This window comes from Gynuella sunshinyii YC6258 (assembly GCF_000940805.1).
GTDB classification, from domain to species: Bacteria; Pseudomonadota; Gammaproteobacteria; order Pseudomonadales; family Natronospirillaceae; genus Gynuella; species Gynuella sunshinyii.
On record NZ_CP007142.1, the window covers coordinates 6,009,399 to 6,034,112 of the forward strand.

Here is a 24,714-nt window from a genome sequence, read left to right on the forward strand (position 1 = left end):
GGTCACTCATCATCAGTTTAGCGTTTTCATGGAGAAATGGTCGGCAAGCATAGCGAAACCGGTGATCAACCGCCAACCGGTTGCCATACTTCCACACACGGCTGTCAGCCAGGTCGTTTGCGTAAGTCCAAAGTATGCGGATATTCAATATCCGGACGCTCCTGTGGAGGCGCCATCGGTTGCGGTGGGTGCTTATGTTCAAAAAACTCGCGCAACACTTTGCCAGCCGGAGTGGGGCTTAGTTTGCCGGGTGTATGCTGGCCACTGAAATAGCGATTGACCCGCCGGGCTTCTGCTTCAAAGGCATTGACCGGATAGGTCTGGTAGTTTCGTCCCCCAGGATGGGAAACATGATAACTACAACCGCCGATGCTCTTGCCGTTCCAGGTATCAATCAGATCGAATACCAGCGGCGTATGAACACCAATGGTGGGATGTAATGCCGAAGGTGGCTGCCAGGCCCGGTAACGTACTCCGGCGACAAACTCGCCCTTGGTATCCGTGGGATTCAGATTCACTTTACGGCCGTTACAGGCTAATACATAACGGCCCGGCACCAGCCCCCGGAGCTTGACCTGCAAACGCTCAACCGATGAATCCACATAACGGGCCGTACCAAAGCTACTCACTTCCTCGCCAAGAACGTGCCAGGGCTCAATCGCCCAGCGCAGTTCCAGCTCTATATCGTCGATCTGGGTTCTGCCGTAATGAGGGAAACGAAACTCCTCAAACGGTGCCAACCATTGCAGATCGAATGGATAACCATGGTCATTGAGATCCCTGACCACATCGCGGATATCGGACCAGACATAGTGAGGCAGCATGAATTTATCGTGCAGCTCCGTTCCCCAGCGCACCAGATTATGACGATAAGGCTGCTTCCAGAAACGGCTGATCAAACACTGTAGCAACAGAATCTGGACCAACGACATACGGGCATGGGGCGGCATTTCAAAACCACGAAACTCCAGCAGGCCCTGACGACCGCTGGCAGACCCGGCGGCATACAATTTATCGATGCAAAACTCCGAGCGATGGGTATTACCGGTGATGTCCACCAGCAGATTACGAAATAACCGGTCAACCAGCCAGGGCTGCTGCACTTCACCGGCAGGCATCTGCTGAAAGGCAATTTCCAGCTCATACAGGCTTTCATCACGCCCTTCGTCCACCCTGGGAGATTGCGAGGTCGGGCCAATGAACATACCGGAGAACAGGTAGGACAAGCCCGGATGATGCTGCCAGTATGTCACCAGGCTCATCAGCAGATCCGGCCGCCTCAAAAACGGACTGTCCACCGGACGGGCTCCGCCAAAAGTGACGTGATTACCACCACCGGTACCGGAATGACGACCATCCAGCATGAATTTTTCAGTTCCCAGACGACATTGCCGGGCCAGTTCATACAGAGTTTCGGTATTCTCGACCAGTTCCTGCCAACCGGAAGCCGGCTGGATATTCACTTCTATAACACCAGGATCAGGCGTCACCAGCAACTTACGTAAACGATCATCTTTGGGCGGTTCATAACCTTCCAGCACAACCGGAATGTTCAATGCCGCTGCGGTATCCTCGATAGCTTCGATCAGACTGACATAGTGCTCCAGGTAACTGACGGGAGGCATGAAAATATGCAACTTGCCGTTACGGCTTTCAAAACATAATGCCGTTCGAATGGTATTGGCATAAACAGCAGCTCCGGATACACGCTGCGCAGTCACACCCTGCTTTGCAACCGCAGCAGATGCCGGGCGCGCCGCAGAAGCACGCTGACCAAGCTGATCATTGGCATGCCCCGATGGCTGTAAAGGTTCTTTCGATGCAAATGGGTCGGCTTCCGGCTGAACCAGTTCATCAACCCGTTCAGGTTCCGGTAGTGAATCGAGCGGCAACCTCAGGCCTATCGGCGAATCACCGGGAATCAGAGTCAGCACATCTGACCGCAGCTTCCATAGACCGCTGCGCCAACCATGGGCGTACCAGTCCCATTCCAATGGCAGGACATAACCCGTAACGCTGTTAACTCCCCGATCAAGTAACTGAATCAGTCGCTTTCGGTCGAGCGAATCGCGGGTGCGGGCTTTGGTTAAATCAGCATTGATAGGGTGTCGTTGCTCCTGCCACAAATAAAACAACGAGTCCTCATAGGCGGGCATAATGTGGCCGGTATCGAGCTTCAGACGACTGGCCAGCTGTTCAGAAAATTGCTGCGCATGGGCGACGGTATGATGGTAGTTCTGACTGACCCTGGCCAGCCATTCGGGTTGCCGCCACAGAGGCTGACCATCGGTTCGCCAGAAACATCCCAGTGACCAGCGCGGAATCTCTTCCCCCGGATACCACTTACCCTGGCCATAATGTAACAACCCGCCGGGTGCGAAACGTTCTTTCAGACTGATCAACAGGTCTTTAGCCAGCCGCAGTTTATCCTCGCCCAGGGCTTCGGTATTCCATTGTGCCGATTCCATATCGTCTATTGATACGAACGTCGGTTCGCCTCCTGTGGTCAACCGCACATCCTGCTGGCGCAATTCCTGATCCACCTTATTGCCAAGCGCCAGAATGGTCTGCCACTGATCATCGCTGTAAGGTCTGGTGACTCTTGGATCTTCATGCACCCGGATCACTTCGTTGACATAACTGAACTTCACTTCACACTTGCCTGTTGCCCCGGTTATCGGCGCTGCGGATACCGGATCAGGCGTACATGCCAACGGAATATGTCCTTCACCTGCGAACAATCCGGAAGTTGGGTCCAGACCAATCCATCCGGCTCCGGGAATATACACTTCGCACCAGGCATGCAGATCGGTAAAGTCTTTGTCCGGTCCGGAAGGTCCATCGAGGGATTTCTGGTCTGCCGTCAGCTGCACCAGATAACCCGAAGTGAATCTGGCAGCCAATCCCAGGTGGCGCAGAATCTGCACCAATAACCAGCCGGTATCACGACAGGACCCTTTGGCCAGAGTCAATGTTTCTTCACAGCTTTGGATGCCGGGTTCAAGTCTGACCCCATAACCAATCTGCTGCTGCAAGGTTTGATTAACACGAACCAGAAAATCGACGATGTTCTCTTCCGGCTTAGTTTCAAACGATGCTAACCATTGTTGCAACAACTCGCCTTTTTCAGTGACTTCCAGATAAGGCTGCAATTCTTTTTGTAGTTGTTCGTCATAGCTAAACGGAAACTCTCTGGCATATTCTTCGACAAAAAAATCAAACGGATTAATAACGGTCATATCGGCAACAACTTCGACCTCTATCCGTAATCTTTTGATCTTTTCAGGAAATACCAACCGGGCAAGATAGTTACCAAAAGGATCCTGCTGCCAATTTATAAAATGATCTTCAGGTTCTACTTTTAAAGAATAACTATGAATGTGAGTACGCGAATGAGCCGCCGGTTTAAGACGCACAACATGGGGAAAGACTTTCACCAGACGATCGAATTCATACTCGGTCGCATGATGAATAGCAACTCGGATAGCCATTATTCCTCTCTCAGCCGCATTTATACGGCAAACCAGTTCTCTGATATTTCATCATGCAATTCGCAAATACGAACCTGCAGGTCATTCAGATAATCCCTCAGCTCCTGACCCAGCTTGTTGTAATCGATCGTTTTCAGGCTAAATTCCAGAACACTGCCGGCTGTCACTGACAACTGTTTATTACGGGGCAATTCATCAATACAGGACTTCACTCGATGCAGGCAATATTTTAATGACCTTGGAAACTGAGAATTTTCAACCAGAAATTCAACCACATCTGAACCACTGACCTCAGACCCGGTTTCCCTGAGATAGGCCTGAATGGCACTGGCAGAACTCAATACATTGTTCCAGACAATCTGATCCCGGTTAGGACTATCGGCTTCGTTCATGATCATCGCCGCACCGGCATCCAGAAACCGGGTTGTCATATCTGCACGTTCAATATTCCGACCCAGTTGCAAAAAATGCCAACCCGCATCACGACTCATAACCCCAACCATTAAACCGACAATCTGCTGACAGGCCCGCACAATATGATCGAGAAACTCATGACGGGAACCTTTATTGATACCGGCAGTTATATTTTCCCGAACAAACATGTTCAGCTCATTGATCAGTTCCCAGGTCTCGCTAGGCAACACATCTCTGGATGTTCTGAGATTCTCTTTCACCCAATGTATCATGTTCACAATTGAGGAGGTGTTATTAACGTCCGCAATCATGAACCTCAGAACATTACGTTCGTTACGAACCTTATATCGCCTTTCAAAGCCCTCTTCTGAGCCATTGATGATCACCAGATTATACCAGCCAAGATTAACACCACTCGGTAAATCCAATAACAGACTGTTAAACACACTCAACAGTCTGGCGGTATTTTCAACCCGTTCCAGATAACGTGCGGTCCAATAGACCCGTGCTGCAACTCTCGACAACATCAGCGCTTCTCCATATCAACGATCCAGGTATCTTTACTGCCACCACCCTGAGAGGAATTGACCACCAGCGAACCTTCTTTCATGGCCACGCGGGTTAGCCCGCCGGTTGTGCAGTACATGGATTTTCCCTGAAGGACGAAGGGTCTCAAGTCCAGATGTCTGGGCTTCGGCTGCGTTCCTTCTACTAAAGAAGGGGCCGTTGACAGCTTCAGAGTCGGCTGTGCAATGTAGTTTCTGGGATTACTGGAAATCAATTCGGCAAAAGTATCACGCATCTTTTTGGTACTGTGAGGACCCACCAACATGCCATATCCACCACTCTCGTTAGCCGGTTTTACCACCAGTTTTTCAAGATTTGCCAGGACATAGGCTCGCTGCTCAGGGTCTTCGCACAGAAAAGTCTCAACATTTGGCAGGATAGCCTTTTCCCCAAGATAGTACTCAATGATTTTCGGCACATAGGCATAAACGACTTTATCGTCGGCCACACCCGCTCCCGGTGCATTTGCCAGAGCAACTTTTCCTGCTTTCCATGCTCGCATCAATCCCGGTACGCCCAATACAGACTCTTTATTAAACACCTCCGGATCCAGAAATAAGTCATCAATACGCCGATAGATCACATCAACTCTTTCCAGTCCGGAAATCGTTTTCATGTAAACAACATTGTCGTCATTAACCACCAGATCTGAGCCTTCTACCAACTCAGCTCCCATTTCCTGGGCAAGAAAAGCATGTTCAAAATAAGCGGAGTTAAAAATGCCCGGTGTCAGGACCACAATCTGTGGCTGCTTGATCTTACGGGGTGACAACGAACCGAGCATCTTAAGCAGCTCAGCAGGATAAGCGTTATTTGGCAATATCCGGACAGACTCAAACAACTCAGGGAATACCCGCTTGGTAATCGCCCTGTTTTCCAACATATAAGAAACACCGGACGGAACTCTCAAATTATCTTCGAGCACATAGAACTTACCATCCTCATCCCGGACCAGATCGGTGCCACAAATATGAGCCCAGACGCCATGGGGAGGAGTTACACCAACACACTCCTTACGAAAGTTTTTGGATTCTTTAATGATGTGTTCGGGTATGACTCCATCCTTAATAATATTCTGATCATGGTAGAGGTCATTAATAAACATGTTGAGAGCCTTCAGCCGTTGCTTCAGCCCCAATTCTGTACTTTGCCACTGTTTGCTATCGATGACGCGGGGAATAATGTCAAAGGGCCAGGAACGATCGATATTCTGTCCATCGGTATATACCGTAAATGAGACTCCCATCTGCTGAATAGTAACCTCCGCCGCGTTACGTCGTTCGGTCAGTTCCTGCTCCGTCAGCTTACACAAATAACCTGCCAGTTTTCGACCGGCGGGTCTTGGTTTTCCTGGTTGTCGAATTAACTCATCATAGAACTGGTTTGGCTGGTATTCATTCCAATCTATACTCATATCCCGTCTCATTATTAATTGCGAGTTACGAACCGGCTTACACAAGCAGTCTGTGGTTCAGTTGCTTATTACAGGGAAATAAGCCCAATAACTCTATTTGTGCAATTAATTTGCCAGCCTAAAGATCCACCAGCGGGTGTATGCGTATCGCAGGAAAAGTAGCTTCAAAAACCTGCCGAAAATGACCGCACCGTAGTCAGCTAAAAAACGTCTTGGAGTGAATAAGAAATAGAATTAAACGAAGAGAAAGTAAGAGCTGCGAGCGACTGACTTAAGTCTTGCACCGAAACAGCCCTTTTTTAAAACTGAAAGAAAAGGGTGCACCAAAAAAGGAATACTGTTCTTTAGCGAGATCTAGAGGCTAACTGATTAATGCCGTCTGCCATAATCTTCACCCCTTCACGAATTTTCTCAGCAGACAGACAGGAATAATTCATCCTGAGTTCGTTGCCATCCTCAGCACCGAGATAGAAGGTATCACCAGGTACAAAGACCACCTTACGCTCCATACAATACTCTAGTAACTCCCGGGCAGAGATGTTTTCGGGCAACTTTAACCATATAAACATACCGCCTTCAGGATCACTACAACTAACACCCCCTGGCATCATTTCCACGACTGCATCGACCATGGCCTGCTTCTGTGCACGATAGTTATCAATGATATTTGTTAAATGAGGGGCAAAACTGTCGCCACTGACATACTCATGCAATACACGCTGACAAAAACTATTTGTGTGTAAATCGATTGCCTGTTTGGCGATCAGAAAAGGATCTATCAACGCCTCCGGAACAACAACCCAACCTAAACGAAATGCGGGAACGACAGTTTTTGAAAATGACCCAAGCAATATGGTTTGATTTGGTAACAGGCTGGCGTAACTCAGATAGCGTTGCTCACTGAATTGAATCGCTCCATATGGATCATCCTGAATAAAAAAGCACTCCTGATCGCGGAGCATATCCGCAACAGCTTCACGGTTTTGATTCGGATGTGATAAACCTGTTGGGTTCTGAAAGTTTGGTACGCTGTAAAACAAACGGGTAGAACACTTCAACGCCTTACGGATATCGTCAAGGTTCATTCCTCCCTCGTCCAATCGAACAGATTGCCACGCTGGGCGGAAAAACGAAAAGGCCTGAATGGCACCCAGATAACCGGGCTGCTCTATCGCCAATGGATCGCCTTCGTTTAATAAAACCTTACCAATTAGATCAAAAGCCTGCTGAGAACCGTTGGTAATGACGATTTGCTCTGGCTTTACTTCCAGTCCCTCTCTTATACGATATTGATCGGAGATCCACTGTTTTAACGGCGGATAGCCTTCTGTTGCTGCATATTGCAAAGCATCAACGCCGTGTTCAGCAAACACCAGGCTGCTTGCTGCATTGAGTTCATTTAATGGGAACAAATCTTTGTTGGGTAAGCCCCCGGCAAATGAAATAGCATCGGACTGAGCAGTGACCTTAAGAATCTCTCGGATAAAAGATGGCTTGATGTTTTGAATTCGACTGGATAAATACACGGTTTCTGTTCCTTTTTTGTTAAAGCATGCCCAATTTGTATTGCTTCGACAAATGACATTTTCGCAATATTTCAATGCAAATATGCAAACAGTCCAGAACTATGCCATTCAAAGGCAAAAATAACCGAAATAAATAATAGATAGAGAGGACGGGACAAAAAAAACCCCGCTTTCAAGCGGGGTTTTCTATTACTCTTCGCTGGATGCTTCGTCGTCAGAGACCACGTCCACTTCTGGACGGTCTACCAACTCCACAAAAGCCATCGGTGCATTGTCGCCAGCACGGAAGCCACATTTTAAAATGCGGATATATCCACCTGGACGATCTTTATAGCGAGGACCCAAGTCAGTAAAAAGTTTGCCAACTGCTTCTTTTGAACGAAGACGATCAAAAGCATAACGACGGTTAGCAACGCTATCCACTTTTGCCTTGGTGATTAAAGGCTCTGCATGTCTACGAAGTTCTTTCGCTTTAGGCAGAGTGGTTTTGATTACTTCGTGCTCAAACAAACTCGCCGCCATATTTTTAAACATGGCTTTGCGATGTGCGCTGGTACGAGAGAAATTTCGACCACTTTTACGATGACGCATGGTTAATTTCCTTCCGATACTAGAGTGCTGATTACATCAGCACTTTGTCGTCGTTCTTGAGGCTTGCCGGTGGCCAATTCTCGAGGACCATTCCAAGAGAAAGACCTTTAGAAGCCAATACATCTTTAATTTCTGTCAGTGATTTCTTACCGAGGTTAGGTGTTTTAAGCAACTCAACCTCTGTTCGCTGAATCAGGTCACCGATATAGTAAATGTTCTCAGCTTTCAGACAGTTCGCAGAACGAACTGTAAGCTCAAGATCATCAACCGGACGAAGTAAAATCGGATCGATCTTATCTTCCTCTTCTTTAACTTCGGCTTCGCCTTCGCTTTCAAAATCAACAAAAGCTGCAAGCTGTTGCTGAAGAATAGTCGCTGCACGGCGAATAGCTTCTTCCGGATCAATCGTACCGTTAGATTCCAAATCGATAACCAATTTGTCCAGATCGGTACGTTGTTCTACCCGGGCTGACTCAACCACGTAAGAAACTCTTATAACAGGGCTATAAGATGCGTCTAACTGTAGCTTACCAATTGGCTTGCTCTCGTCATCGGCAGATTCACGAGACTCAGCAGGAACATATCCGCGACCAGTGGTCACTTTCAATGTCATACTGATACTGGAATTCCCACTCAGGTGACAAATTACATGAGCTGGATTGACGATTTCGACACCATGGTCCAACTGGATATCTCCAGCTGTTACTTCGCCCTCACCGCTTTTGTTTAGCTTGAGAACAACTTCATCGCGCTCAAACAATCTTACCGCTACACCTTTCAGGTTCAAAAGAATATCCAATACATCCTCTTGAACACCTTCTATTGTGCTGTACTCATGCAATACACCTTCAACCTCTACCTCGGTAATGGCTGCTCCGGAAATCGACGACAGCAAAATCCGACGAAGAGCACTACCCAGCGTGTGACCAAAACCACGCTCCAACGGTTCAAGAGTGATTTTCGCACGTGTTGAGCTGATTTCTTCAACTTCTATGTTACGAGGTGTCAGAAAGTCATTAACTGAACGCTGCATATATGCTCCCCAGCAATCGGTTACTTAGAATAAAGTTCGACGATCAGGTTTTCATTGATGTCGGCAGACAAATCAGAACGTTCTGGAACGGCTTTGAATGTGCCTTCAAACTTTTTGCTATCTACTTCAACCCAACCGACAACCGCTCGGCTGGATGCAATATCAAGTGCACTTTGAACGCGAAGTTGCTTTTGGGCTCTTTCACGCAAGGCAATGACATCGCCTACTTTCACTTGATATGAAGGGATATTCAAAGTCTGACCATTAACCAGAATCGCTTTGTGACTTACCAACTGACGAGCTTCTGCGCGAGTGCTACCGAAGCCCATTCTGTAAACCACGTTATCCAGACGACTTTCCAGAATTTGCAACAGATTTTCACCGGTTGCGCCTTTTCGGCGAGCAGCTTCTTTGTAATAACCACGGAACTGCTTCTCCAGAATGCCGTAGATACGACGAACTTTCTGCTTCTCACGTAACTGCAGGCCATAATCGGACAATCTGCCTCTACGTGCGCCGTGTACACCAGGTGCACTTTCGGCCTTACATTTGGTGTCCAGCGCACGAACACCGCTCTTTAGGAATAGGTCGGTACCTTCCCGGCGAGACAGTTTACACTTTGGACCAATATAACGTGCCATTCATGTGCCTCCTGTTACACGCGACGCTTCTTCGGTGGGCGACATCCGTTGTGCGGGATGGGCGTCACGTCAGTGATGCTATTAATTTTATAACCACAAGCATTGAGTGCACGAACAGCTGACTCTCGACCGGGACCAGGACCTTTCACCTCTACATCCAGATTTTTGAGACCGTATTCCTGAGCGGCAGTACCTGCCCGCTCAGCGGCCACCTGGGCTGCAAAAGGTGTACTTTTTCTGGATCCACGGAAACCGGAGCCACCGGCTGTTGCCCAACTCAGAGCGTTGCCTTGGCGGTCTGATATCGTCACGATAGTATTGTTAAAAGAGGCGTGGATGTGCGCGACACCGTCGGCAATCTGCTTCTTAACCTTCTTTCGCGACTTGTTTGAAGAACCTGGCTTTGCCATCTTCGATTTCCTTCAAATAATTCGTTTTTACTTCTTAATGGCTTTGCGCGGCCCCTTACGGGTACGAGCATTAGTTTTGGTACGCTGTCCACGTAGGGGCAGGCCACGGCGGTGACGAATACCGCGATAGCAACCCATATCCATTAAGCGCTTGATATTCATTTGCACTTCACGACGCAGATCACCCTCAGTAGGGATTTCAGTTATCGCTGAGCGCACCTGATCGAGAGTTTCCTCTGACAGGTCTTTTACCTTGGTAGTTGGGTCTATTCCGACTTTCGCACAGATTTCGTAAGCGGTGGGCTTACCGATTCCGTACACATAAGTGAGCGAAATCACAGCGTGCTTGTTATCAGGAATATTGACGCCGGCTATACGGGCCATTCAACTTACTCCGTTATTAAACACCGAAAACCGGAACGGAATGCTCCGGCTCTGAACCCTGATCATTTTAGGGCGCGAAAGAATAATGTCTGATTTCATGGAAATCAAGAAAATTATTATCCTTGGCGCTGTTTATGCTTAGGCTCGCTGCAGATCACGCGCACCGAGCCGTTACGACGGATGATCTTGCAGTTTCGGCAGATTTTTTTTACCGATGCACGTACTTTCATTACTAACTCCAATTACGACCGGACACTAACAATTAGTGGCCAATTGTCTTCAGGTTGGCTTTTTTCATCAGTGAGGAATACTGATGAGACATCAAATGAGATTGCACCTGCGACATAAAGTCCATTACCACAACAACAACGATCAACAAAGAAGTACCGCCAAAATAGAATGGTACGTTAGCTGCCAATACCAGTGCCTGTGGCATCAAAGACACTGCAGTTATATACAGCGCTCCGAAGAACGTCAGCCTAGCTGAAACCCCATCAATATAACGGGCGGTTTGCTCACCAGGACGTATGCCCGGGATGAACGCACCTGACCGCTTCAGATTCTCTGCTACATCTTTAGGGTTAAAAGTAACCGCAGTATAGAAATAGCAGAAGAACACAACGCTAATTGCAAATAACAGAATATACAGAGGCTGGCCAGGACCCAAAATTAAATTAATGTCCTGAAGCCACTCCAAGCCTTTGCTTTGACCAAACCAACTGGCCAGAGAACCTGGGAACAGCAGTAATGATGAAGCAAAGATTGGAGGTATAACACCTGCCATATTAACTTTTAGCGGTAGGTGACTGGTTTGTGCTGCAAATACTTTTCTGCCCTGTTGTCTTTTCGCGTAATTAATCGTAATGCGACGCTGGCCACGTTCGATAAAAATCACAAAAGCAACAACAACAATTGCAAATACAGCAATCCCCAATAACACCAATATATTCAGTTCACCCTGGCGCGCGGACTCGAAAGACTGCCCCACCGCTGTGGGTAATCCCGCAACAATACCGGCGAAAATCAGCATGGAAATACCATTACCAATTCCTCTTTCAGTAATCTGCTCTCCCAACCACATCATAAACATGGTCCCGCTGGTGAACGTTACGGTAGCTACAAAGTAAAAACTAGGACCAGTTTCAAACGTAACACCTTGGCTTGCCAGACCTGCTGCAATTGCAAATGACTGAATAATAGCCAGAACAAGGGTTCCGTATCGGGTGTACTGTGACATCTTACGACGCCCGGCTTCCCCATCCTTTTTCAACTGTTCAAGCTGAGGACTCACCACCGTCAACAACTGCATAATAATAGAAGCAGAAATATAAGGCATGATACCCAATGCAAAGATACTCATCCGTACCAATGCACCACCAGAAAACATGTTAAACATGCTCAATATGGTGTCTTTATTTCTTTCAAACAATGCAGCTAGCGTATCCGGATTAATACCTGGCACCGGGATATGAGCACCGATCCGGTATACCAGGATTGCCAGCAGCAGAAATCGTAGGCGAGCCCAAAGCTCGCCCAGACCACTCTGCATGCCTGAAGGTAGTGATCCTTTAGCCATTTAGTCCTCGACTTTTCCACCAGCAGCTTCAATGGCGGCCTTAGCACCTTTGGTGACTCGTAGACCTTTCACTGTCACTGCCTTGTTGATTTCGCCAGAGAGAATAACTTTTGCTCTCACCATAGTGTTATTGATGATATTTGCCTTCTTTAAAGCAGCTATATCAACAACATCAGCTTCGACTTTAGCGAGTTCATTTAAGCGAACTTCGGTAGTCGTCTTGGCAATGCGGGATTGAAAGCCAAACTTGGGCAAGCGACGCTGTAAAGGCATCTGTCCACCCTCGAAACCAGGCTTAACTTTACCACCTGATCTAGATTTCTGACCTTTGTGGCCCCGGCCACCTGTTTTTCCCAGGCCGCTACCAATTCCACGACCAACACGCTTAGGTGAGTGTTTTGCACCTTCACCTGGGTTCAGAGTATTCAGATACATGATTACTCTCCTACCACTCTAACCATGTAGTTTACTTTGTTGATCATCCCTCTAACTGACGGAGTATCTTCAACTTCAACTACGTGACCAATTCGTCTTAGTCCCAAACCTTTCACACACAATTTGTGCTTAGGCTGGGTTCCAATAGGGCTGCGAAACAGCTGAACTTTAATAGTATTGTTAGCCATTCACCTTACCCCACAATATCTTCAACGGACTTACCGCGTTTTGCCGCTACATCTTCAGGAGAACGCATTTGCTGCAACCCCTTGTATGTAGCGCGAACAACGTTTACTGGATTCGTTGAACCATAGCATTTAGCCAAAATGTTATGGACACCGGCAACTTCCAATACTGCTCGCATCGCACCACCGGCAATCACACCAGTACCCTCAGAAGCAGGCTGCATATACACCTTTGAACCACCATGACGAGCTTTAAGCGGGTACTGAATAGTACCGTTTTCAAGCTGTACGCTAATCATGTTGCGGCGAGCGGCATCCATTGCTTTCTGGATAGCAGCAGGTACTTCACGTGCTTTACCGCGACCAAACCCTACTTTTCCATTTCCATCGCCTACAACAGTCAATGCTGTAAACGCAAAAATACGACCACCTTTTACAACTTTGGCGACCCGGTTCACCTGAACCAGTTTTTCAATCATTTCGCCGCCAGCTTGTTGCAGTTCATTATTGGACATAATCTTCCCCTTAGAACTGTAGACCACCTTCACGGGCGGCATCTGCCAAAGCTTTTATCCTACCGTGGTACTGGAAACCAGAGCGGTCAAAAGCCACCTTTTCAACGCCAGCGGCTTTTGCTCGCTCAGCGATAAGAGAACCGACCTTTGCAGCTGCTGCAACATTACAGCCGGCTTCACCACGAAGGTCTTTTTCAAGTGTTGAGGCCTGAGCCAACACACGACCGCCCTCTGGTGAAATTACTTGTGCGTAAATGTGTTGGGAACTACGGTTCACACATAAACGGTGAGCACCTTGCTCACGGATTCTTAACCGTGTGCGGCGGGCCCGACGCAAGCGAGATTCTTTCTTACTATTCATCGACTTTGCCCTACCTTACTTCTTCTTAGCTTCTTTACGGCGTACATGTTCGTCTGCATATCTCACACCTTTACCTTTGTAAGGCTCTGGTGGTCTGAATGCACGAATTTCCGCCGCAACCTGACCTACCAATTGCTTATCTGAACCAGATAAAACAATTTCTGTCTGAGAAGGAGTTTCAATAGAAATTCCAGCCGGGACGGTATAATCAACAGGATGCGAAAAGCCAAGAGTAAGATTCAAAGAATTTCCTGATGCCTTAGCACGATAACCAACACCGTTCAGTAACAAACGGCGCTGGAAGCCTTCAGCAACACCCACAATCATATTATTGATTAGTGAGCGCGCCGTACCGGCTTGTGCCCAGGCTTGTTTACTGTTTTCTCTGGGTGCAACAGTCAACACTGCTCCGTCGATTTTGACTTCGACAGCACTATTGGCATCCAGACTCAGATTACCCTTGGCGCCTTTAACGGTTACCTGATTACCAGAAACCTTAACTTCAACGCCGGCAGGAATATTAATAGGTGACTTAGCAACACGTGACATTATCCACCTCCTTAGAAAACTTCACAGATGACTTCACCACCAACACCAGCCTGACGGGCTGAACGGTCGGTCATGACACCTTTAGAAGTGGAAATGATCGCAATCCCCAACCCTCCTGCCACTTTAGGCAGATCGTTAGCGCCTTTATATTGACGCAGACCGGGAGTACTAATGCGCTTGATGTGTTCAATTACAGGCTTGCCTTCGTAATACTTAAGCGCCACAGTCATAACAGGCTTTGCATCACCCTCTACGACAACACCTTCTACGAAACCTTCGTCCTTCAGGACGTTTGCCACTGCCACCTTCAGTTTTGATGAAGGCATGGTTACAGTGGAATGCCCAGCCTGCTGGGCATTACGGATACGAGTGAACATATCCGCCAGTGTATCTTGCATACTCATGTGTTTTCTCCATTGTGCAGCACAATGCGGTAACAGAGGCTAAACCGCCCCTGTCCAGACCATTAAGCTTACCAACTGGCTTTTTTAAGCCCCGGAACCTCGCCTTTCATGGCGTGTTCACGAAGCATGATTCGAGACAATCCAAACTTGCGGTACACCGCATGTGGACGTCCTGTGCGTTGACAACGACGTTGTTGACGAACGGGAGATGCATCGCGTGGCAATTTCTGCAATGCCATCTGTGCTTCCCAACGCTCTTCATCTGAAGCTTGCACATTATGAATGATTGCTTTCAAAGAAGCACGCTTTTCAGCATACTTTTCTACAGTCTTCGTGCGCTTCAGTTCACGCGCCTTCATACTTTGCTTAGCCATAATTCACCTCAACCTTTAAAGGGGAAAGATAAGGCCTTGAGCAAAGCACGACCTTCTTCGTTGGTTTTAGCGGTGGTAGTGATTGTGATATCCATACCCCTCAGTTTATCCACCTTATCGTATTCGATTTCAGGGAAGATAATCTGTTCGCGAACGCCCATGGAATAATTACCACGACCATCAAAAGATTTCGGGCTGATACCACGGAAATCACGAACCCTGGGCAGGGCTACATCTACCAAACGATCAAGAAAGTCCCACATACGCTGATTGCGCAGAGTTACTTTACAACCGATTGGCCACCCTTCACGAATTTTGAAACCAGCTACTGATTTACGTGCTTTGGTCACCACAGCTTTTTGACCTGCGATTGCCTGCATATCCTCAACAGCGCTTTCGATTGCTTTCTTATCAGAAGCACCCTCACCAACCCCCATATTCAGGGTAATTTTGGTAATACGCGGCACTTCCATAACTGACTGATAACCAAACTCTTTAAGCAGAGCCGGTAACACTTCAGACTTATAAAGCTCTTTTAAACGAGACATTGTCCGGCTCCTTAAGAAATGGTTTTACCGTTTGACTTAAAGAAACGCACCTTTTTGCCGTCTTCCATACGGAATCCAACACGGTCACCTTTCTCAGTCTCTGGGTTATAAATTGCAACGTTGGAAGCCGAAATGGGCGCTTCTTTTTCAACGATACCACCAGGCTGATTAGTCATTGGATTTGGCTTCTGGTGCTTTTTAACCATGTTCACACCAGTCACTATGAACTTATCACCCTTCCGATCAGTCTTGATCACTTTTTGGATCTTGCCCTTAGTGCCTTTGTCACGACCGGCAATAACGACAACTTGATCACCTTGCTTTAGCTTTCGCATTCTCTACCTCAGTTCCTGCAACCGTCTAGTGCTTACAGCACTTCCGGTGCCAGGGAAATGATTTTCATGAATTTTTCTGTACGTAGTTCACGTGTAACAGGACCAAAAATACGAGTACCAATTGGAGCATGCTGATTGTTCAACAACACAGCTGAATTGGTATCGAATTTAATAAGTGACCCGTCTGGACGACGTACTCCTTTCCTGGTACGAACAACAACCGCGTTCATTACCTGACCTTTTTTTACTTTTCCGCGAGGAATTGCTTCTTTAACGGAAACTTTTATTAGATCGCCAACACTCGCATAACGGCGGTGAGAACCACCCAGCACTTTAATGCACTGCACACGCTTTGCGCCACTGTTGTCGGCTACATCCAAAATCGTTTGTGTTTGAATCATTTCTTTTCTCCAAACCGCTCTTCGCCAACTGCGCTGGCTTTAAACGCCAGCGGCGCGCTCGTCAATGCTAACCAGTTTCCAAGTTTTTGTTTTGGAAATTGGACGCGACTCTTTAATGGTAACGGTATCACCAATCTGGCACTCATTGTTTTCGTCATGTGCATGCAGCTTAGTACTGCGCTTAACGAACTTGCCATAGATCGGGTGTTTAACCTTACGTTCAACCAGAACAGTAATAGTCTTGTCACCCTTGTTGCTGACAACTTGTCCGCTAACAGTACGGGCATTACTCTCTGACATATTAACCACCCTGCTTTTCTGTAATTACGGTTTTAACACGCGCAATATTGCGACGCACCTGCCCCAACAAGTGGGTCTGTTGCAGCTGACCAGTAGCCTTTTGCATACGGAGTTTAAACTGGTCGCGAAGCAACGTATGCAGCTGAGCCTGTAACTCAACTACTGTTTTTTCACGAATTTCACTAGTTTTCATTACATTACCGTCCGTTTTACAAAAGTGGTGGCTACCGGAAGTTTAGCCGCCGCAAGCGCAAACGCCTCGCGAGCTAAAGTCTCAGATACACCTTCAACCTCATACAGAACCTTTCCTGGCTGAATCTGGCAAACCCAGTATTCAACATTACCCTTACCTTTACCTTGACGAACTTCCAAAGGCTTTTCGGTAATCGGCTTGTCAGGAAACACGCGAATCCAGATTTTTCCACCACGTTTAATGTGACGGGTCATGGCTCGACGAGCTGCTTCAATCTGACGGGAAGTAATACGACCACGATCTGTGGCTTTAAGAGCGTATTCACCGAAGCTTACTTTGCTACCACGCAAAGCCAAGCCACGATTACGACCCTTCTGTACCTTTCTGAATTTGGTACGCTTAGGCATTAACATCGATCAGTTCTCCTTATCGAGAGCCTTTCTTCTTAGGCGCTGCTTTGGCTTTGGCACGAACTTCTTCGATACCACCCAACACTTCACCTTTGAAGATCCAGACTTTAACACCCAACACACCGTATGTGGTGTGCGCCTCATAAGTCGAATAATCGATATCCGCTCGTAACGTATGCAAAGGTACACGGCCTTCACGATATGACTCGCTACGCGCGATTTCCGCACCGCCTAAACGACCACTAACCATGACTTTGATACCCTTGGCACCGCCGCGCATTGCATTTTGCATAGCACGTTTCATGGCACGACGGAACATAACCCGACGCTCCAACTGACCAGCAATGCTTTGAGCAACCAATCTGGCATCAAGATCCGGTTTACGGATTTCTTCGATATTGATATGCACGGGGATGCCCATTTTTTTGGACAGTTCCTGACGCAGTACTTCAACATCTTCACCTTTTTTACCAATTACAATTCCGGGACGAGCCGTATGAATGGTAATTTTGGCGTTTTGAGCAGGACGTTCGATAACGATCTTACTCACAGAAGCTTTCTCAAGCTTCTTCTCGAGGTATTCTCTAACCTCGATATCGTTCAATAGCTTTGTGGCATACGACTTAGAATCTGCGTACCAAATGGACGTATGGTCCTTGGTCACTCCTAATCGAATGCCGGTAGGATGAACTTTCTGACCCATCTGACATTCCCCTCTTAATCAGAAACCTTGACCGTGATGTGACACGTACGCTTAAAAATACGGTCTGCACGGCCCTTGGCACGAGGACGAATGCGCTTCATAGTCAAGCCTTCATCCACAAAAATTGTTGATACTTTGAGCTCATCAACATCAGCACCTTCGTTGTGTTCCGCGTTTGCGATCGCACTTTCCAGCACTTTCTTAACCAGCAAAGCACCTTTCTTTGGACTGAAAGCCAACAAGTCCAGCGCTTCTGAAACTGATTTTCCTCTAATTTGATCTGCAACCAGGCGACCTTTCTGAGCAGAAAGACGAGCACCACGCAGAACTGCTTGTACTTCCATCATTCTCCCCTTAGCGCTTGGCTTTCTTGTCTGCGCCATGACCCTTATAAGTACGAGTCAAAGCGAATTCACCCAATTTGTGACCGACCATGTCTTCTGTAATGTGCACAGGGACATGTTGACGACCATTATGGACTGCAATAGTCAACCCAACGAACTCTGGGAAGATGGTGCTACGACGAGACCAAGTCTTAATAGGTCTTTTGTCTTTAGCTTCTACTGCAGCCTCTACCTTTTTCATCAGATGCAGGTCTACGAAAGGACCTTTCTTCAGTGAACGTGGCACGGCCTATTTCCCCTTATTACTTCTTAGTACGACGGCGTACGATCATCTTATCTGTACGCTTATTCGTGCGAGTTTTATAACCCTTGGTTGGAACGCCCCAAGGAGTGACTGGGTGACGACCACCGGAAGTACGGCCTTCACCACCACCATGTGGGTGATCCACAGGGTTCATCGCTACACCGCGAACAGTCGGACGAACACCGCGCCAGCGTTTGGCTCCAGCTTTGCCCAATTGACGCAGACTATGCTCAGAATTACTAACTTCACCCAAAGTTGCACGGCAGTCTGCCGGTACTTTTCTCATTTCGCCGGAACGTAACCGAATGGTTGCATGGGCACCCTCACGAGCAACCAGCTGAACAGACGTCCCAGCAGAACGAGCCAATTGACCACCTTTACCGGGCTTCATTTCAACGTTATGCACAACAGACCCCAAAGGAATACTGCGAAGAGGCATAGTGTTACCGGTTTTCACGGGAGTATGCTCACCGCTTTCGATCATATCCCCTGCCGATACGCCTTTAGGAGCCAGAATGTAGCGGCGCTCACCATCTGCATACAAAACCAGTGCAATATTGGCAGAACGGTTTGGATCATATTCCAGTCGCTCAATTTTCGCAGGAATACCGTCTTTATTACGCTTAAAATCGATACGACGATAATGATGCTTATGCCCACCACCCTGGTGACGGACAGTAATCCGTCCATAATTATTACGACCACCATTCTTTGAGTTTTTCTCAAGCAATGGTGCATATGGAGCACCTTTATGGAGCTCTTTATTTACAACCTTCACCAGATGGCGGCGGCCCGCTGAGGTTGGTTTAGTTTTAACAATTGCCATTATTCCAAGCCCCTTTGTTATTCAGCGCCCAGGAAATCGATTTCCTGACCATCTGCCAAACGTACATAAGCTTTTTTGATATCGCTACGCTTACCAACACCACGAGCAGTACGTTTAACCTTGCCTTTCTGGTTCAGCGTACGAACAGATACAACAGAAACTTCAAACAGCTTTTCTACAGCTTCTTTGATCTCTGGTTTGGTCGCATCTTTAACCACTCGAAATACATACTGGCCATTTCCATCTGCAACAACGGTTGCTTTCTCAGAAATGTGTGGTCCTTTAAGAATTTTCAGCATACGTTCTTCGTTCATGCCAACACCTCCTCAACCTTTTTCAAAGCAGGAACGGTGATAACAACCTTCTCGAATGCAACCAGGCTTACTGGATTAATTGCATCAACGTCCAGAACATCAACATGCGGAACATTACGCGCAGACAGAAACAGGTTTTCATCTACCTCTGCTGAAACAAACAGAGCATCAGAAACATTCAACTCTTTCATTTTGGCTACAAACTGCTTGGTTTTTGGAGCATCGATACTAATGCTATCTACAACAATCAGGCGATCCTGACGAAGCAGTTCGCTAAAGATAGAGCGTAAAGCACCGCGATACATTTTCCGGTTAACTTTTTGCTCAAAATTCCGCGGAGTTGCTGCGAAGTTTTTACCGCCGCCTCTCCATATAGGGCTACGAATAGTACCAGCACGCGCGCGACCAGTGCCTTTCTGACGAAAAGGCTTCTTGCCACCACCTGAAACCTGGCTTCTGGTTTTCTGAGCTTTGGTACCCTGTCTTGCTCCCGCCAAATAAGCAGTTACAACCTGATGAACCAGAGCTTCATTGAATTCTTTGCCAAACGTTGCCTCTGATACTTCCAGAGACTGGCCTCCAATAGTGTTTATATTCATGCTTTACCCCTTCACCGCCGGCTTAACAATAACCTGACCACCAGTAGCACCGGGAATAGCACCTTTAATTAGAAGCAAATTACGCTCTAGATCAACGCGAACAACTTCCAAGCTCTGGGTGGTCACTTTTGCTGCTCCCATGTGACCGGCCATTTTTTTACCTTTCCAAACTCGACCTGGAGTCTGGCACTGACCGATAGAACCTGGGGCACGATGAGACAGGGAGTTACCATGAGTAGCATCTTGAGTACGGAAATTATGACGCTTTACCGCGCCCTGAAAACCTTTACCCTTGGATTGACCGGTAACATCAACTTTTTGGCCAGCTTCGAAAATTGCAACGCTAATTTCGTCGCCTAGCTTGTATTCAGCTTCGCCATCAAGACGAAACTCGTTAACAACCAGACCAGCTTCAACATTGGCTTTAGCAAAATGCCCGGCCTGAGCCTTAGTCACTTTACTGGACTTCTTATTACCAGCAGTCACCTGCACAGCAACATAGCCATCTGTTTCAACTGTTTTTAACTGAGAAACCCGGTTAGGGGTCACTTCAAGGACTGTCACAGGAATAGACGCACCCGCTTCATCAAATACGCGCGTCATACCCGCTTTCCAGCCGATAATACCTAAAGACATTTTTTCAACCTCTTATGTACGGGGCTAATACCCGCTATGGCCGCCCATGCTATGGACTGTTACACAGAGAATTTCAGATCTGCCAGGGTTTAGCCCAGACTAATCTGAACATCCACTCCAGCAGCGAGATCCAACTTCATTAACGCATCAACTGTTTTCTCAGTTGGCTCAACAATGTCAAGCATACGTTTATGAGTACGAATCTCGTATTGGTCACGCGCATCTTTATTCACGTGCGGAGAGATGAGGACTGTGTAGCGCTCTTTACGAGTAGGCAACGGGATGGGCCCGCGTACTTGAGCACCAGTTCGCTTGGCGGTCTCGACGATTTCCATAGTGGATGCATCAATCAGTCGATGATCGAACGCTTTCAAGCGAATTCTGATCTTTTGGTTCTGCATGTGACCAAAACTCCAAAATTGTTAAACAGCAGTTAGAATTTCCCCTGAAATTAGGGGACGCGAATTATATTTATCACCCACAAGGCTGTCAACAACACAAACACTATCAGGAAATAAAAACATCACCACAGAACGCCAGGTAAAAAAAAGGCCCCTTCCGGAGCCTTATTTCATTTTAAGCAAACTTTTATTTACTCGATTACTTTAGCAACAACACCGGCACCCACTGTACGGCCGCCTTCACGAATCGCGAAACGTAGACCATCATCCATTGCAATCGGAGCAATCAACGTTACAACCATCTTAATGTTGTCACCAGGCATAACCATTTCTACGCCTTCTGGCAACTCTACCGCCCCCGTTACGTCCGTTGTACGGAAGTAGAACTGAGGACGATAACCTTTGAAGAACGGAGTATGACGACCACCTTCTTCTTTCGACAGAACATATACTTCTGATTCGAATTTAGTGTGCGGAGTAATCGTACCTGGCTTCGCCAATACCTGACCACGCTCTACGTCGTCACGCTTGGTACCACGCAACAAGACACCCACGTTCTCACCTGCACGACCTTCGTCCAGCGCTTACGGAACATCTCAACACCGGTAACGGTTGTTTTAGTGGTGTCACGAACACCTACAATCTCAACTTCTTCACCAACTTTGATAATGCCGCGCTCTACACGTCCAGTCACCACAGTACCACGGCCAGAAATTGAGAATACGTCTTCGATTGGCATCAGGAACGGCAGGTCAATCGCACGTTCTGGTTCTGGAATGTATTCATCCAGAGTTTCAACCAACTTCTTAACCGCTGAAGTGCCCATCTCGTTATCATCTTTACCTTCCAGCGCCATCAACGCTGAACCAATAACGATCGGGGTATCGTCACCTGGGAAATCGTACTGAGACAACAGCTCACGCACTTCCATCTCCACCAGTTCCAACAACTCTTCATCATCAACCATGTCAGCCTTGTTCAGGAACACTACGATGTAAGGAACACCCACCTGACGGGACAACAAAATGTGCTCTCGAGTTTGAGGCATCGGGCCATCTGCTGCTGAACACACCAGAATCGCACCATCCATCTGTGCCGCACCAGTAATCATATTCTTAACGTAGTCAGCGTGTCCTGGGCAAGTCCACGTGGGCGTAGTGACGGTTTGGTGAGTCATACTCTACGTGGGCAGTCGAAATCGTGATACCACGCTCACGCTCTTCTGGCGCATTGTCGATACCATCAAATGCCACCGCCGTGCCACCCCATACATCCGCACATACGCGCGTCAGGGCCGCTGTCAGCGTGGTTTTACCATGGTCAACGTGACCAATTGTGCCCACGTTGACGTGGGGCTTTTTACGCTCAAAGGTTGCCTTTGACATGTTAATTTCCCTCAGTTTTTTGTTTGCGCAAACAAATTAAGATTTATTAATAATCGCTTCTGCAATACTGCTTGGACATTCAGAGTACTGCGAAAATTCCATCGTGTATGAAGCACGGCCTTGCGACATTGAGCGAAGATCGGTTGCGTAACCAAACATCTCACCCAATGGAACTTCGGCATTAATAATTTTTCCAGATGGACTGTCGTCCATTCCGTGCACAATTCCACGACGACGGTTCAGGTCACCCATGACATCACCCATGTAATCTTCAGGCGTGACAACCTCGACCTTCATAACCGGCTCTAACAAAACCGCTTTACCTTTTTCCCGTAGCTGTTTGGTAGCCATGGAAGCCGCTATTTTGAACGCCATTTCGCTGGAGTCGACATCATGGTAAGAACCATCATGCAGAGTCGCCTTGAGGCCAAGCAAAGGATAACCGGCCAATACGCCGTTCTTCATTTGCTCTTCAACACCTTTTTGTACTGCTGGAATGTATTCTTTCGGGATCACACCACCAACAATTGCATTCACAAACTCCAAACCTTCCGCATTATTATCTTCAGCCGGCTCGAATTTGATAACAACGTGACCATACTGACCACGCCCACCAGACTGACGGGCAAATTTATGGTCAATATCGATGGTCGCAGTAATACGCTCGCGATAAGCAACCTGAGGCTTACCAATGTTCGCCTCAACTTTAAATTCGCGACGCATACGGTCCACAAGCACATCCAAATGAAGCTCACCCATACCAGCAATAATAGTCTGACCGGTTTCTTCATCAGTATGTACGCGGAAAGAAGGGTCTTCCTGAGCAAGCTTACCCAGAGCAATACCCATTTTTTCCTGGTCTGCTTTAGACTTAGGCTCAACAGCAACAGAAATAACTGGCTCAGGGAATTCCATACGCTCAAGAACAATTTTACTGTTTAGGTCACAGAAAGTATCACCCGTTGTAACGTCCTTCACGCCAATAAGCGCAGCGATGTCACCAGCCAACACCTCTTTGATCTCTTCCCGGTTATTAGAGTGCATCTGAACCATTCGGCCAATACGCTCTTTCTTCTGCTTAACTGAGTTATAGACAGAATCACCAGAATTCAGCTTGCCGGAATAAACCCGAACAAACGTCAAAGTACCTACAAATGGGTCCGTGGCGATTTTAAATGCCAGCGCAGAAAATGGCGCATCATCGTCAGCTTCGCGCACTTCAATGGTTTCGCCATCTTCGAGGGTACCCTCAATAGCTTTAACTTCTGTTGGTGAAGGCATGAATTCGACAACAGCATCCAATACCGCTTGAACACCTTTATTTTTGAAAGCAGAACCGCCCAAAACCAATACAATATCATTTTCAAGGGTACGCTGACGCAGACCAGCCTTGATTTCTTCTTCACTCAAAGTACCTTCTTCAAGGTATTTATCCATGAGCTCATCGCTGGCTTCAGCTGCGGCTTCAAGCATCTGCTCACGCAGTTCTTCGCATTGAGCCTGAAGACTCTCCGGGACATCGGTATAATCAAAAGTCATGCCCTGGTCTTCTTCATTCCAGATAATAGCTTTCATTTTGATCAGGTCGACAACACCCTTGAACTCTTCTTCCGCACCAATTGTCATCTGAATTGGTACCGCACGCGCACCCAAACGTTCTTTAAGCTGCTCAACAACACGCAGATAATCTGCACCGGCACGGTCCATTTTGTTAACAAACACCATGCGGGGCACTTCATATTTATTCGCCTGACGCCATACTGTTTCAGTCTGTGGCTGTACACCCGAAGAACCACACAAAACAACTACCGCACCATCCAACACACGCAGAGAACGCTCTACCTCGATGGTAAAGTCCACGTGCCCCGGGGTGTCGATGATATTGATCCGATGTTGATCGAACTGCTGGGCCATGCCCTGCCAGAAACATGTAGTAGCAGCAGAAGTAATGGTAATACCACGCTCCTGCTCCTGCTCCATCCAGTCCATGGTGGCAGCGCCATCATGAACCTCACCAATCTTATGAGACAGACCGGTGTAGAAAAGAATACGCTCAGTGGTAGTGGTTTTACCAGCATCCACGTGAGCACAAATTCCGATATTACGATATCGATTAAGTGGAGTTTTGCGAGCCACGACTCAGTC

33 protein-coding genes and 1 pseudogene are annotated in these 24,714 nt (G+C 47.4%); all 34 read right to left on the reverse strand.

Features of this window, described 5'->3' with window-relative positions; genetic code table 11:
* Positions 1-104: 104 nt before the first annotated feature.
* Positions 105-3,491, reverse strand: coding sequence for a transglutaminase family protein (locus tag YC6258_RS24875; protein WP_044619274.1), 3,387 nt, complete (start codon positions 3,489-3,491; stop codon positions 105-107).
* 20 nt (positions 3,492-3,511) lie between these two features.
* Positions 3,512-4,432, reverse strand: coding sequence for an alpha-E domain-containing protein (locus YC6258_RS24880; protein WP_044619275.1), 921 nt, complete (start codon positions 4,430-4,432; stop codon positions 3,512-3,514).
* On the reverse strand, positions 4,432-5,886 hold the full coding sequence (locus YC6258_RS24885; RefSeq protein ID WP_044619276.1) for a circularly permuted type 2 ATP-grasp protein: 1,455 nt from the start codon (positions 5,884-5,886) through the stop codon (positions 4,432-4,434). Before YC6258_RS24885 ends, YC6258_RS24880 begins: the two co-directional genes overlap by 1 nt.
* Positions 5,887-6,230: 344 nt before the next feature.
* Positions 6,231-7,487 (reverse strand): aminotransferase-like domain-containing protein, encoded by a 1,257-nt coding sequence (locus YC6258_RS24890; protein ID WP_211264587.1) that lies wholly within the window; start codon positions 7,485-7,487, stop codon positions 6,231-6,233.
* Positions 7,488-7,601: 114 nt separating this feature from the next.
* Positions 7,602-8,003 (reverse strand): 50S ribosomal protein L17, encoded by a 402-nt coding sequence (gene rplQ, locus YC6258_RS24895; RefSeq protein WP_044619278.1) that lies wholly within the window; start codon positions 8,001-8,003, stop codon positions 7,602-7,604.
* A 31-nt stretch (positions 8,004-8,034) separates the two neighbouring features.
* Complete coding sequence (locus YC6258_RS24900; RefSeq protein WP_044619279.1) at positions 8,035-9,036, reverse strand: DNA-directed RNA polymerase subunit alpha; 1,002 nt, start codon at positions 9,034-9,036, stop codon at positions 8,035-8,037.
* A gap of 20 nt (positions 9,037-9,056) precedes the next feature.
* Complete coding sequence (gene rpsD / locus YC6258_RS24905; RefSeq protein ID WP_044619280.1) at positions 9,057-9,677, reverse strand: 30S ribosomal protein S4; 621 nt, start codon at positions 9,675-9,677, stop codon at positions 9,057-9,059.
* Positions 9,678-9,691: 14 nt separating this feature from the next.
* Positions 9,692-10,087: a 30S ribosomal protein S11 gene (gene rpsK, locus YC6258_RS24910; protein ID WP_044619281.1), complete on the reverse strand. Its 396-nt coding sequence runs from the start codon at positions 10,085-10,087 to the stop codon at positions 9,692-9,694.
* 27 nt (positions 10,088-10,114) lie between these two features.
* Positions 10,115-10,471: a 30S ribosomal protein S13 gene (gene rpsM, locus YC6258_RS24915; protein WP_044619282.1), complete on the reverse strand. Its 357-nt coding sequence runs from the start codon at positions 10,469-10,471 to the stop codon at positions 10,115-10,117.
* A 116-nt stretch (positions 10,472-10,587) separates the two neighbouring features.
* A complete protein-coding gene (gene rpmJ, locus YC6258_RS29305) occupies positions 10,588-10,701 on the reverse strand; it encodes a 50S ribosomal protein L36 (RefSeq protein ID WP_082070888.1) in 114 nt (37 codons plus the stop codon).
* Positions 10,702-10,733: 32 nt separating this feature from the next.
* Positions 10,734-12,047, reverse strand: a complete 1,314-nt coding sequence (secY, locus tag YC6258_RS24920) for a preprotein translocase subunit SecY (protein WP_044619283.1) — start codon at positions 12,045-12,047, stop codon at positions 10,734-10,736.
* Positions 12,048-12,482: a 50S ribosomal protein L15 gene (gene rplO / locus YC6258_RS24925; protein WP_044619284.1), complete on the reverse strand. Its 435-nt coding sequence runs from the start codon at positions 12,480-12,482 to the stop codon at positions 12,048-12,050.
* Between the two features lie 2 nt (positions 12,483-12,484).
* Positions 12,485-12,670 (reverse strand): 50S ribosomal protein L30, encoded by a 186-nt coding sequence (gene rpmD, locus YC6258_RS24930; protein WP_044619285.1) that lies wholly within the window; start codon positions 12,668-12,670, stop codon positions 12,485-12,487.
* A gap of 5 nt (positions 12,671-12,675) precedes the next feature.
* A complete protein-coding gene (gene rpsE / locus YC6258_RS24935) occupies positions 12,676-13,182 on the reverse strand; it encodes a 30S ribosomal protein S5 (protein ID WP_044619286.1) in 507 nt (168 codons plus the stop codon).
* Positions 13,183-13,192: 10 nt separating this feature from the next.
* A complete protein-coding gene (rplR, locus tag YC6258_RS24940; protein ID WP_044619287.1) occupies positions 13,193-13,543 on the reverse strand; it encodes a 50S ribosomal protein L18 in 351 nt (116 codons plus the stop codon).
* Between the two features lie 15 nt (positions 13,544-13,558).
* Positions 13,559-14,092: a 50S ribosomal protein L6 gene (gene rplF, locus YC6258_RS24945; protein ID WP_044619288.1), complete on the reverse strand. Its 534-nt coding sequence runs from the start codon at positions 14,090-14,092 to the stop codon at positions 13,559-13,561.
* Positions 14,093-14,103: 11 nt separating this feature from the next.
* Positions 14,104-14,496: a 30S ribosomal protein S8 gene (gene rpsH, locus YC6258_RS24950; RefSeq protein WP_044619289.1), complete on the reverse strand. Its 393-nt coding sequence runs from the start codon at positions 14,494-14,496 to the stop codon at positions 14,104-14,106.
* A gap of 68 nt (positions 14,497-14,564) precedes the next feature.
* Positions 14,565-14,870, reverse strand: coding sequence for a 30S ribosomal protein S14 (gene rpsN / locus YC6258_RS24955; protein ID WP_044619290.1), 306 nt, complete (start codon positions 14,868-14,870; stop codon positions 14,565-14,567).
* An 8-nt stretch (positions 14,871-14,878) separates the two neighbouring features.
* Positions 14,879-15,418, reverse strand: coding sequence for a 50S ribosomal protein L5 (gene rplE / locus YC6258_RS24960; protein ID WP_044619291.1), 540 nt, complete (start codon positions 15,416-15,418; stop codon positions 14,879-14,881).
* An 11-nt stretch (positions 15,419-15,429) separates the two neighbouring features.
* Complete coding sequence (gene rplX / locus YC6258_RS24965) at positions 15,430-15,753, reverse strand: 50S ribosomal protein L24 (RefSeq protein ID WP_044619292.1); 324 nt, start codon at positions 15,751-15,753, stop codon at positions 15,430-15,432.
* A 32-nt stretch (positions 15,754-15,785) separates the two neighbouring features.
* A complete protein-coding gene (gene rplN / locus YC6258_RS24970) occupies positions 15,786-16,154 on the reverse strand; it encodes a 50S ribosomal protein L14 (protein ID WP_044619293.1) in 369 nt (122 codons plus the stop codon).
* 39 nt (positions 16,155-16,193) lie between these two features.
* Positions 16,194-16,454 carry a 30S ribosomal protein S17 gene (gene rpsQ, locus YC6258_RS24975; protein WP_044619294.1) on the reverse strand — a complete coding sequence of 87 codons (261 nt, stop codon included), beginning with the start codon at positions 16,452-16,454 and terminating at the stop codon, positions 16,194-16,196.
* Between the two features lies 1 nt (position 16,455).
* Positions 16,456-16,647, reverse strand: a complete 192-nt coding sequence (rpmC, locus tag YC6258_RS24980) for a 50S ribosomal protein L29 (RefSeq protein WP_044619295.1) — start codon at positions 16,645-16,647, stop codon at positions 16,456-16,458.
* On the reverse strand, positions 16,647-17,060 hold the full coding sequence (gene rplP / locus YC6258_RS24985) for a 50S ribosomal protein L16 (protein ID WP_044619296.1): 414 nt from the start codon (positions 17,058-17,060) through the stop codon (positions 16,647-16,649). Before rplP ends, rpmC begins: the two co-directional genes overlap by 1 nt.
* Before the next feature lie 13 nt (positions 17,061-17,073).
* Positions 17,074-17,760, reverse strand: coding sequence for a 30S ribosomal protein S3 (rpsC, locus tag YC6258_RS24990; RefSeq protein ID WP_044619297.1), 687 nt, complete (start codon positions 17,758-17,760; stop codon positions 17,074-17,076).
* A gap of 14 nt (positions 17,761-17,774) precedes the next feature.
* Positions 17,775-18,107, reverse strand: a complete 333-nt coding sequence (gene rplV, locus YC6258_RS24995; RefSeq protein WP_052830568.1) for a 50S ribosomal protein L22 — start codon at positions 18,105-18,107, stop codon at positions 17,775-17,777.
* A gap of 7 nt (positions 18,108-18,114) precedes the next feature.
* Positions 18,115-18,390, reverse strand: a complete 276-nt coding sequence (gene rpsS, locus YC6258_RS25000; RefSeq protein ID WP_044619299.1) for a 30S ribosomal protein S19 — start codon at positions 18,388-18,390, stop codon at positions 18,115-18,117.
* Between the two features lie 16 nt (positions 18,391-18,406).
* Positions 18,407-19,234, reverse strand: coding sequence for a 50S ribosomal protein L2 (rplB, locus tag YC6258_RS25005; RefSeq protein WP_044619300.1), 828 nt, complete (start codon positions 19,232-19,234; stop codon positions 18,407-18,409).
* Between the two features lie 17 nt (positions 19,235-19,251).
* Entirely contained in the window at positions 19,252-19,548 is a 297-nt protein-coding gene (gene rplW / locus YC6258_RS25010) for a 50S ribosomal protein L23 (RefSeq protein ID WP_044619301.1), read from the reverse strand.
* Positions 19,545-20,147 (reverse strand): 50S ribosomal protein L4, encoded by a 603-nt coding sequence (gene rplD / locus YC6258_RS25015; protein ID WP_044619302.1) that lies wholly within the window; start codon positions 20,145-20,147, stop codon positions 19,545-19,547. Before rplD ends, rplW begins: the two co-directional genes overlap by 4 nt.
* A 3-nt stretch (positions 20,148-20,150) precedes the next feature.
* On the reverse strand, positions 20,151-20,783 hold the full coding sequence (gene rplC, locus YC6258_RS25020; RefSeq protein ID WP_044619303.1) for a 50S ribosomal protein L3: 633 nt from the start codon (positions 20,781-20,783) through the stop codon (positions 20,151-20,153).
* 89 nt (positions 20,784-20,872) lie between these two features.
* Positions 20,873-21,184, reverse strand: a complete 312-nt coding sequence (gene rpsJ, locus YC6258_RS25025) for a 30S ribosomal protein S10 (RefSeq protein ID WP_044619304.1) — start codon at positions 21,182-21,184, stop codon at positions 20,873-20,875.
* A gap of 191 nt (positions 21,185-21,375) precedes the next feature.
* A pseudogene (gene tuf / locus YC6258_RS25030) lies at positions 21,376-22,569 on the reverse strand (elongation factor Tu).
* A gap of 36 nt (positions 22,570-22,605) precedes the next feature.
* On the reverse strand, positions 22,606-24,705 hold the full coding sequence (gene fusA, locus YC6258_RS25035; protein ID WP_044619305.1) for an elongation factor G: 2,100 nt from the start codon (positions 24,703-24,705) through the stop codon (positions 22,606-22,608).
* Between the last annotated feature and the right edge of the window lie 9 nt (positions 24,706-24,714).

Coding starts and splice junctions, on each gene's coding strand:
- rpsH (WP_044619289.1), bottom strand. CDS start 14,496: ATGAGTATGCAAGATACACTGGCGGATATGTTCACTCGTATCCGTAAT.
- secY (WP_044619283.1), bottom strand. CDS start 12,047: ATGGCTAAAGGATCACTACCTTCAGGCATGCAGAGTGGTCTGGGCGAG.
- rplB (WP_044619300.1), bottom strand. CDS start 19,234: ATGGCAATTGTTAAAACTAAACCAACCTCAGCGGGCCGCCGCCATCTG.
- rplD (WP_044619302.1), bottom strand. CDS start 20,147: ATGAATATAAACACTATTGGAGGCCAGTCTCTGGAAGTATCAGAGGCA.
- rpsC (WP_044619297.1), bottom strand. CDS start 17,760: ATGGGTCAGAAAGTTCATCCTACCGGCATTCGATTAGGAGTGACCAAG.
- YC6258_RS24880 (WP_044619275.1), bottom strand. CDS start 4,432: ATGTTGTCGAGAGTTGCAGCACGGGTCTATTGGACCGCACGTTATCTG.
- rplV (WP_052830568.1), bottom strand. CDS start 18,107: ATGATGGAAGTACAAGCAGTTCTGCGTGGTGCTCGTCTTTCTGCTCAG.
- rplC (WP_044619303.1), bottom strand. CDS start 20,783: ATGTCTTTAGGTATTATCGGCTGGAAAGCGGGTATGACGCGCGTATTT.
- rplP (WP_044619296.1), bottom strand. CDS start 17,060: ATGTTAATGCCTAAGCGTACCAAATTCAGAAAGGTACAGAAGGGTCGT.
- rpsM (WP_044619282.1), bottom strand. CDS start 10,471: ATGGCCCGTATAGCCGGCGTCAATATTCCTGATAACAAGCACGCTGTG.
- rplX (WP_044619292.1), bottom strand. CDS start 15,753: ATGCGAAAGCTAAAGCAAGGTGATCAAGTTGTCGTTATTGCCGGTCGT.
- rplO (WP_044619284.1), bottom strand. CDS start 12,482: ATGTATCTGAATACTCTGAACCCAGGTGAAGGTGCAAAACACTCACCT.
- rpsK (WP_044619281.1), bottom strand. CDS start 10,087: ATGGCAAAGCCAGGTTCTTCAAACAAGTCGCGAAAGAAGGTTAAGAAG.
- rplR (WP_044619287.1), bottom strand. CDS start 13,543: ATGAATAGTAAGAAAGAATCTCGCTTGCGTCGGGCCCGCCGCACACGG.
- rpsQ (WP_044619294.1), bottom strand. CDS start 16,454: ATGTCAGAGAGTAATGCCCGTACTGTTAGCGGACAAGTTGTCAGCAAC.
- rpsJ (WP_044619304.1), bottom strand. CDS start 21,184: ATGCAGAACCAAAAGATCAGAATTCGCTTGAAAGCGTTCGATCATCGA.
- YC6258_RS24900 (WP_044619279.1), bottom strand. CDS start 9,036: ATGCAGCGTTCAGTTAATGACTTTCTGACACCTCGTAACATAGAAGTT.
- rpmD (WP_044619285.1), bottom strand. CDS start 12,670: ATGGCTAACAATACTATTAAAGTTCAGCTGTTTCGCAGCCCTATTGGA.
- YC6258_RS24875 (WP_044619274.1), bottom strand. CDS start 3,491: ATGGCTATCCGAGTTGCTATTCATCATGCGACCGAGTATGAATTCGAT.
- rpmC (WP_044619295.1), bottom strand. CDS start 16,647: ATGAAAACTAGTGAAATTCGTGAAAAAACAGTAGTTGAGTTACAGGCT.
- rplQ (WP_044619278.1), bottom strand. CDS start 8,003: ATGCGTCATCGTAAAAGTGGTCGAAATTTCTCTCGTACCAGCGCACAT.
- rpmJ (WP_082070888.1), bottom strand. CDS start 10,701: ATGAAAGTACGTGCATCGGTAAAAAAAATCTGCCGAAACTGCAAGATC.
- rpsD (WP_044619280.1), bottom strand. CDS start 9,677: ATGGCACGTTATATTGGTCCAAAGTGTAAACTGTCTCGCCGGGAAGGT.
- rplW (WP_044619301.1), bottom strand. CDS start 19,548: ATGAACGAAGAACGTATGCTGAAAATTCTTAAAGGACCACACATTTCT.
- rplN (WP_044619293.1), bottom strand. CDS start 16,154: ATGATTCAAACACAAACGATTTTGGATGTAGCCGACAACAGTGGCGCA.
- rplE (WP_044619291.1), bottom strand. CDS start 15,418: ATGTCTCGTTTAAAAGAGCTTTATAAGTCTGAAGTGTTACCGGCTCTG.
- YC6258_RS24885 (WP_044619276.1), bottom strand. CDS start 5,886: ATGAGTATAGATTGGAATGAATACCAGCCAAACCAGTTCTATGATGAG.
- rpsE (WP_044619286.1), bottom strand. CDS start 13,182: ATGTCCAATAATGAACTGCAACAAGCTGGCGGCGAAATGATTGAAAAA.
- rpsN (WP_044619290.1), bottom strand. CDS start 14,870: ATGGCTAAGCAAAGTATGAAGGCGCGTGAACTGAAGCGCACGAAGACT.
- rplF (WP_044619288.1), bottom strand. CDS start 14,092: ATGTCACGTGTTGCTAAGTCACCTATTAATATTCCTGCCGGCGTTGAA.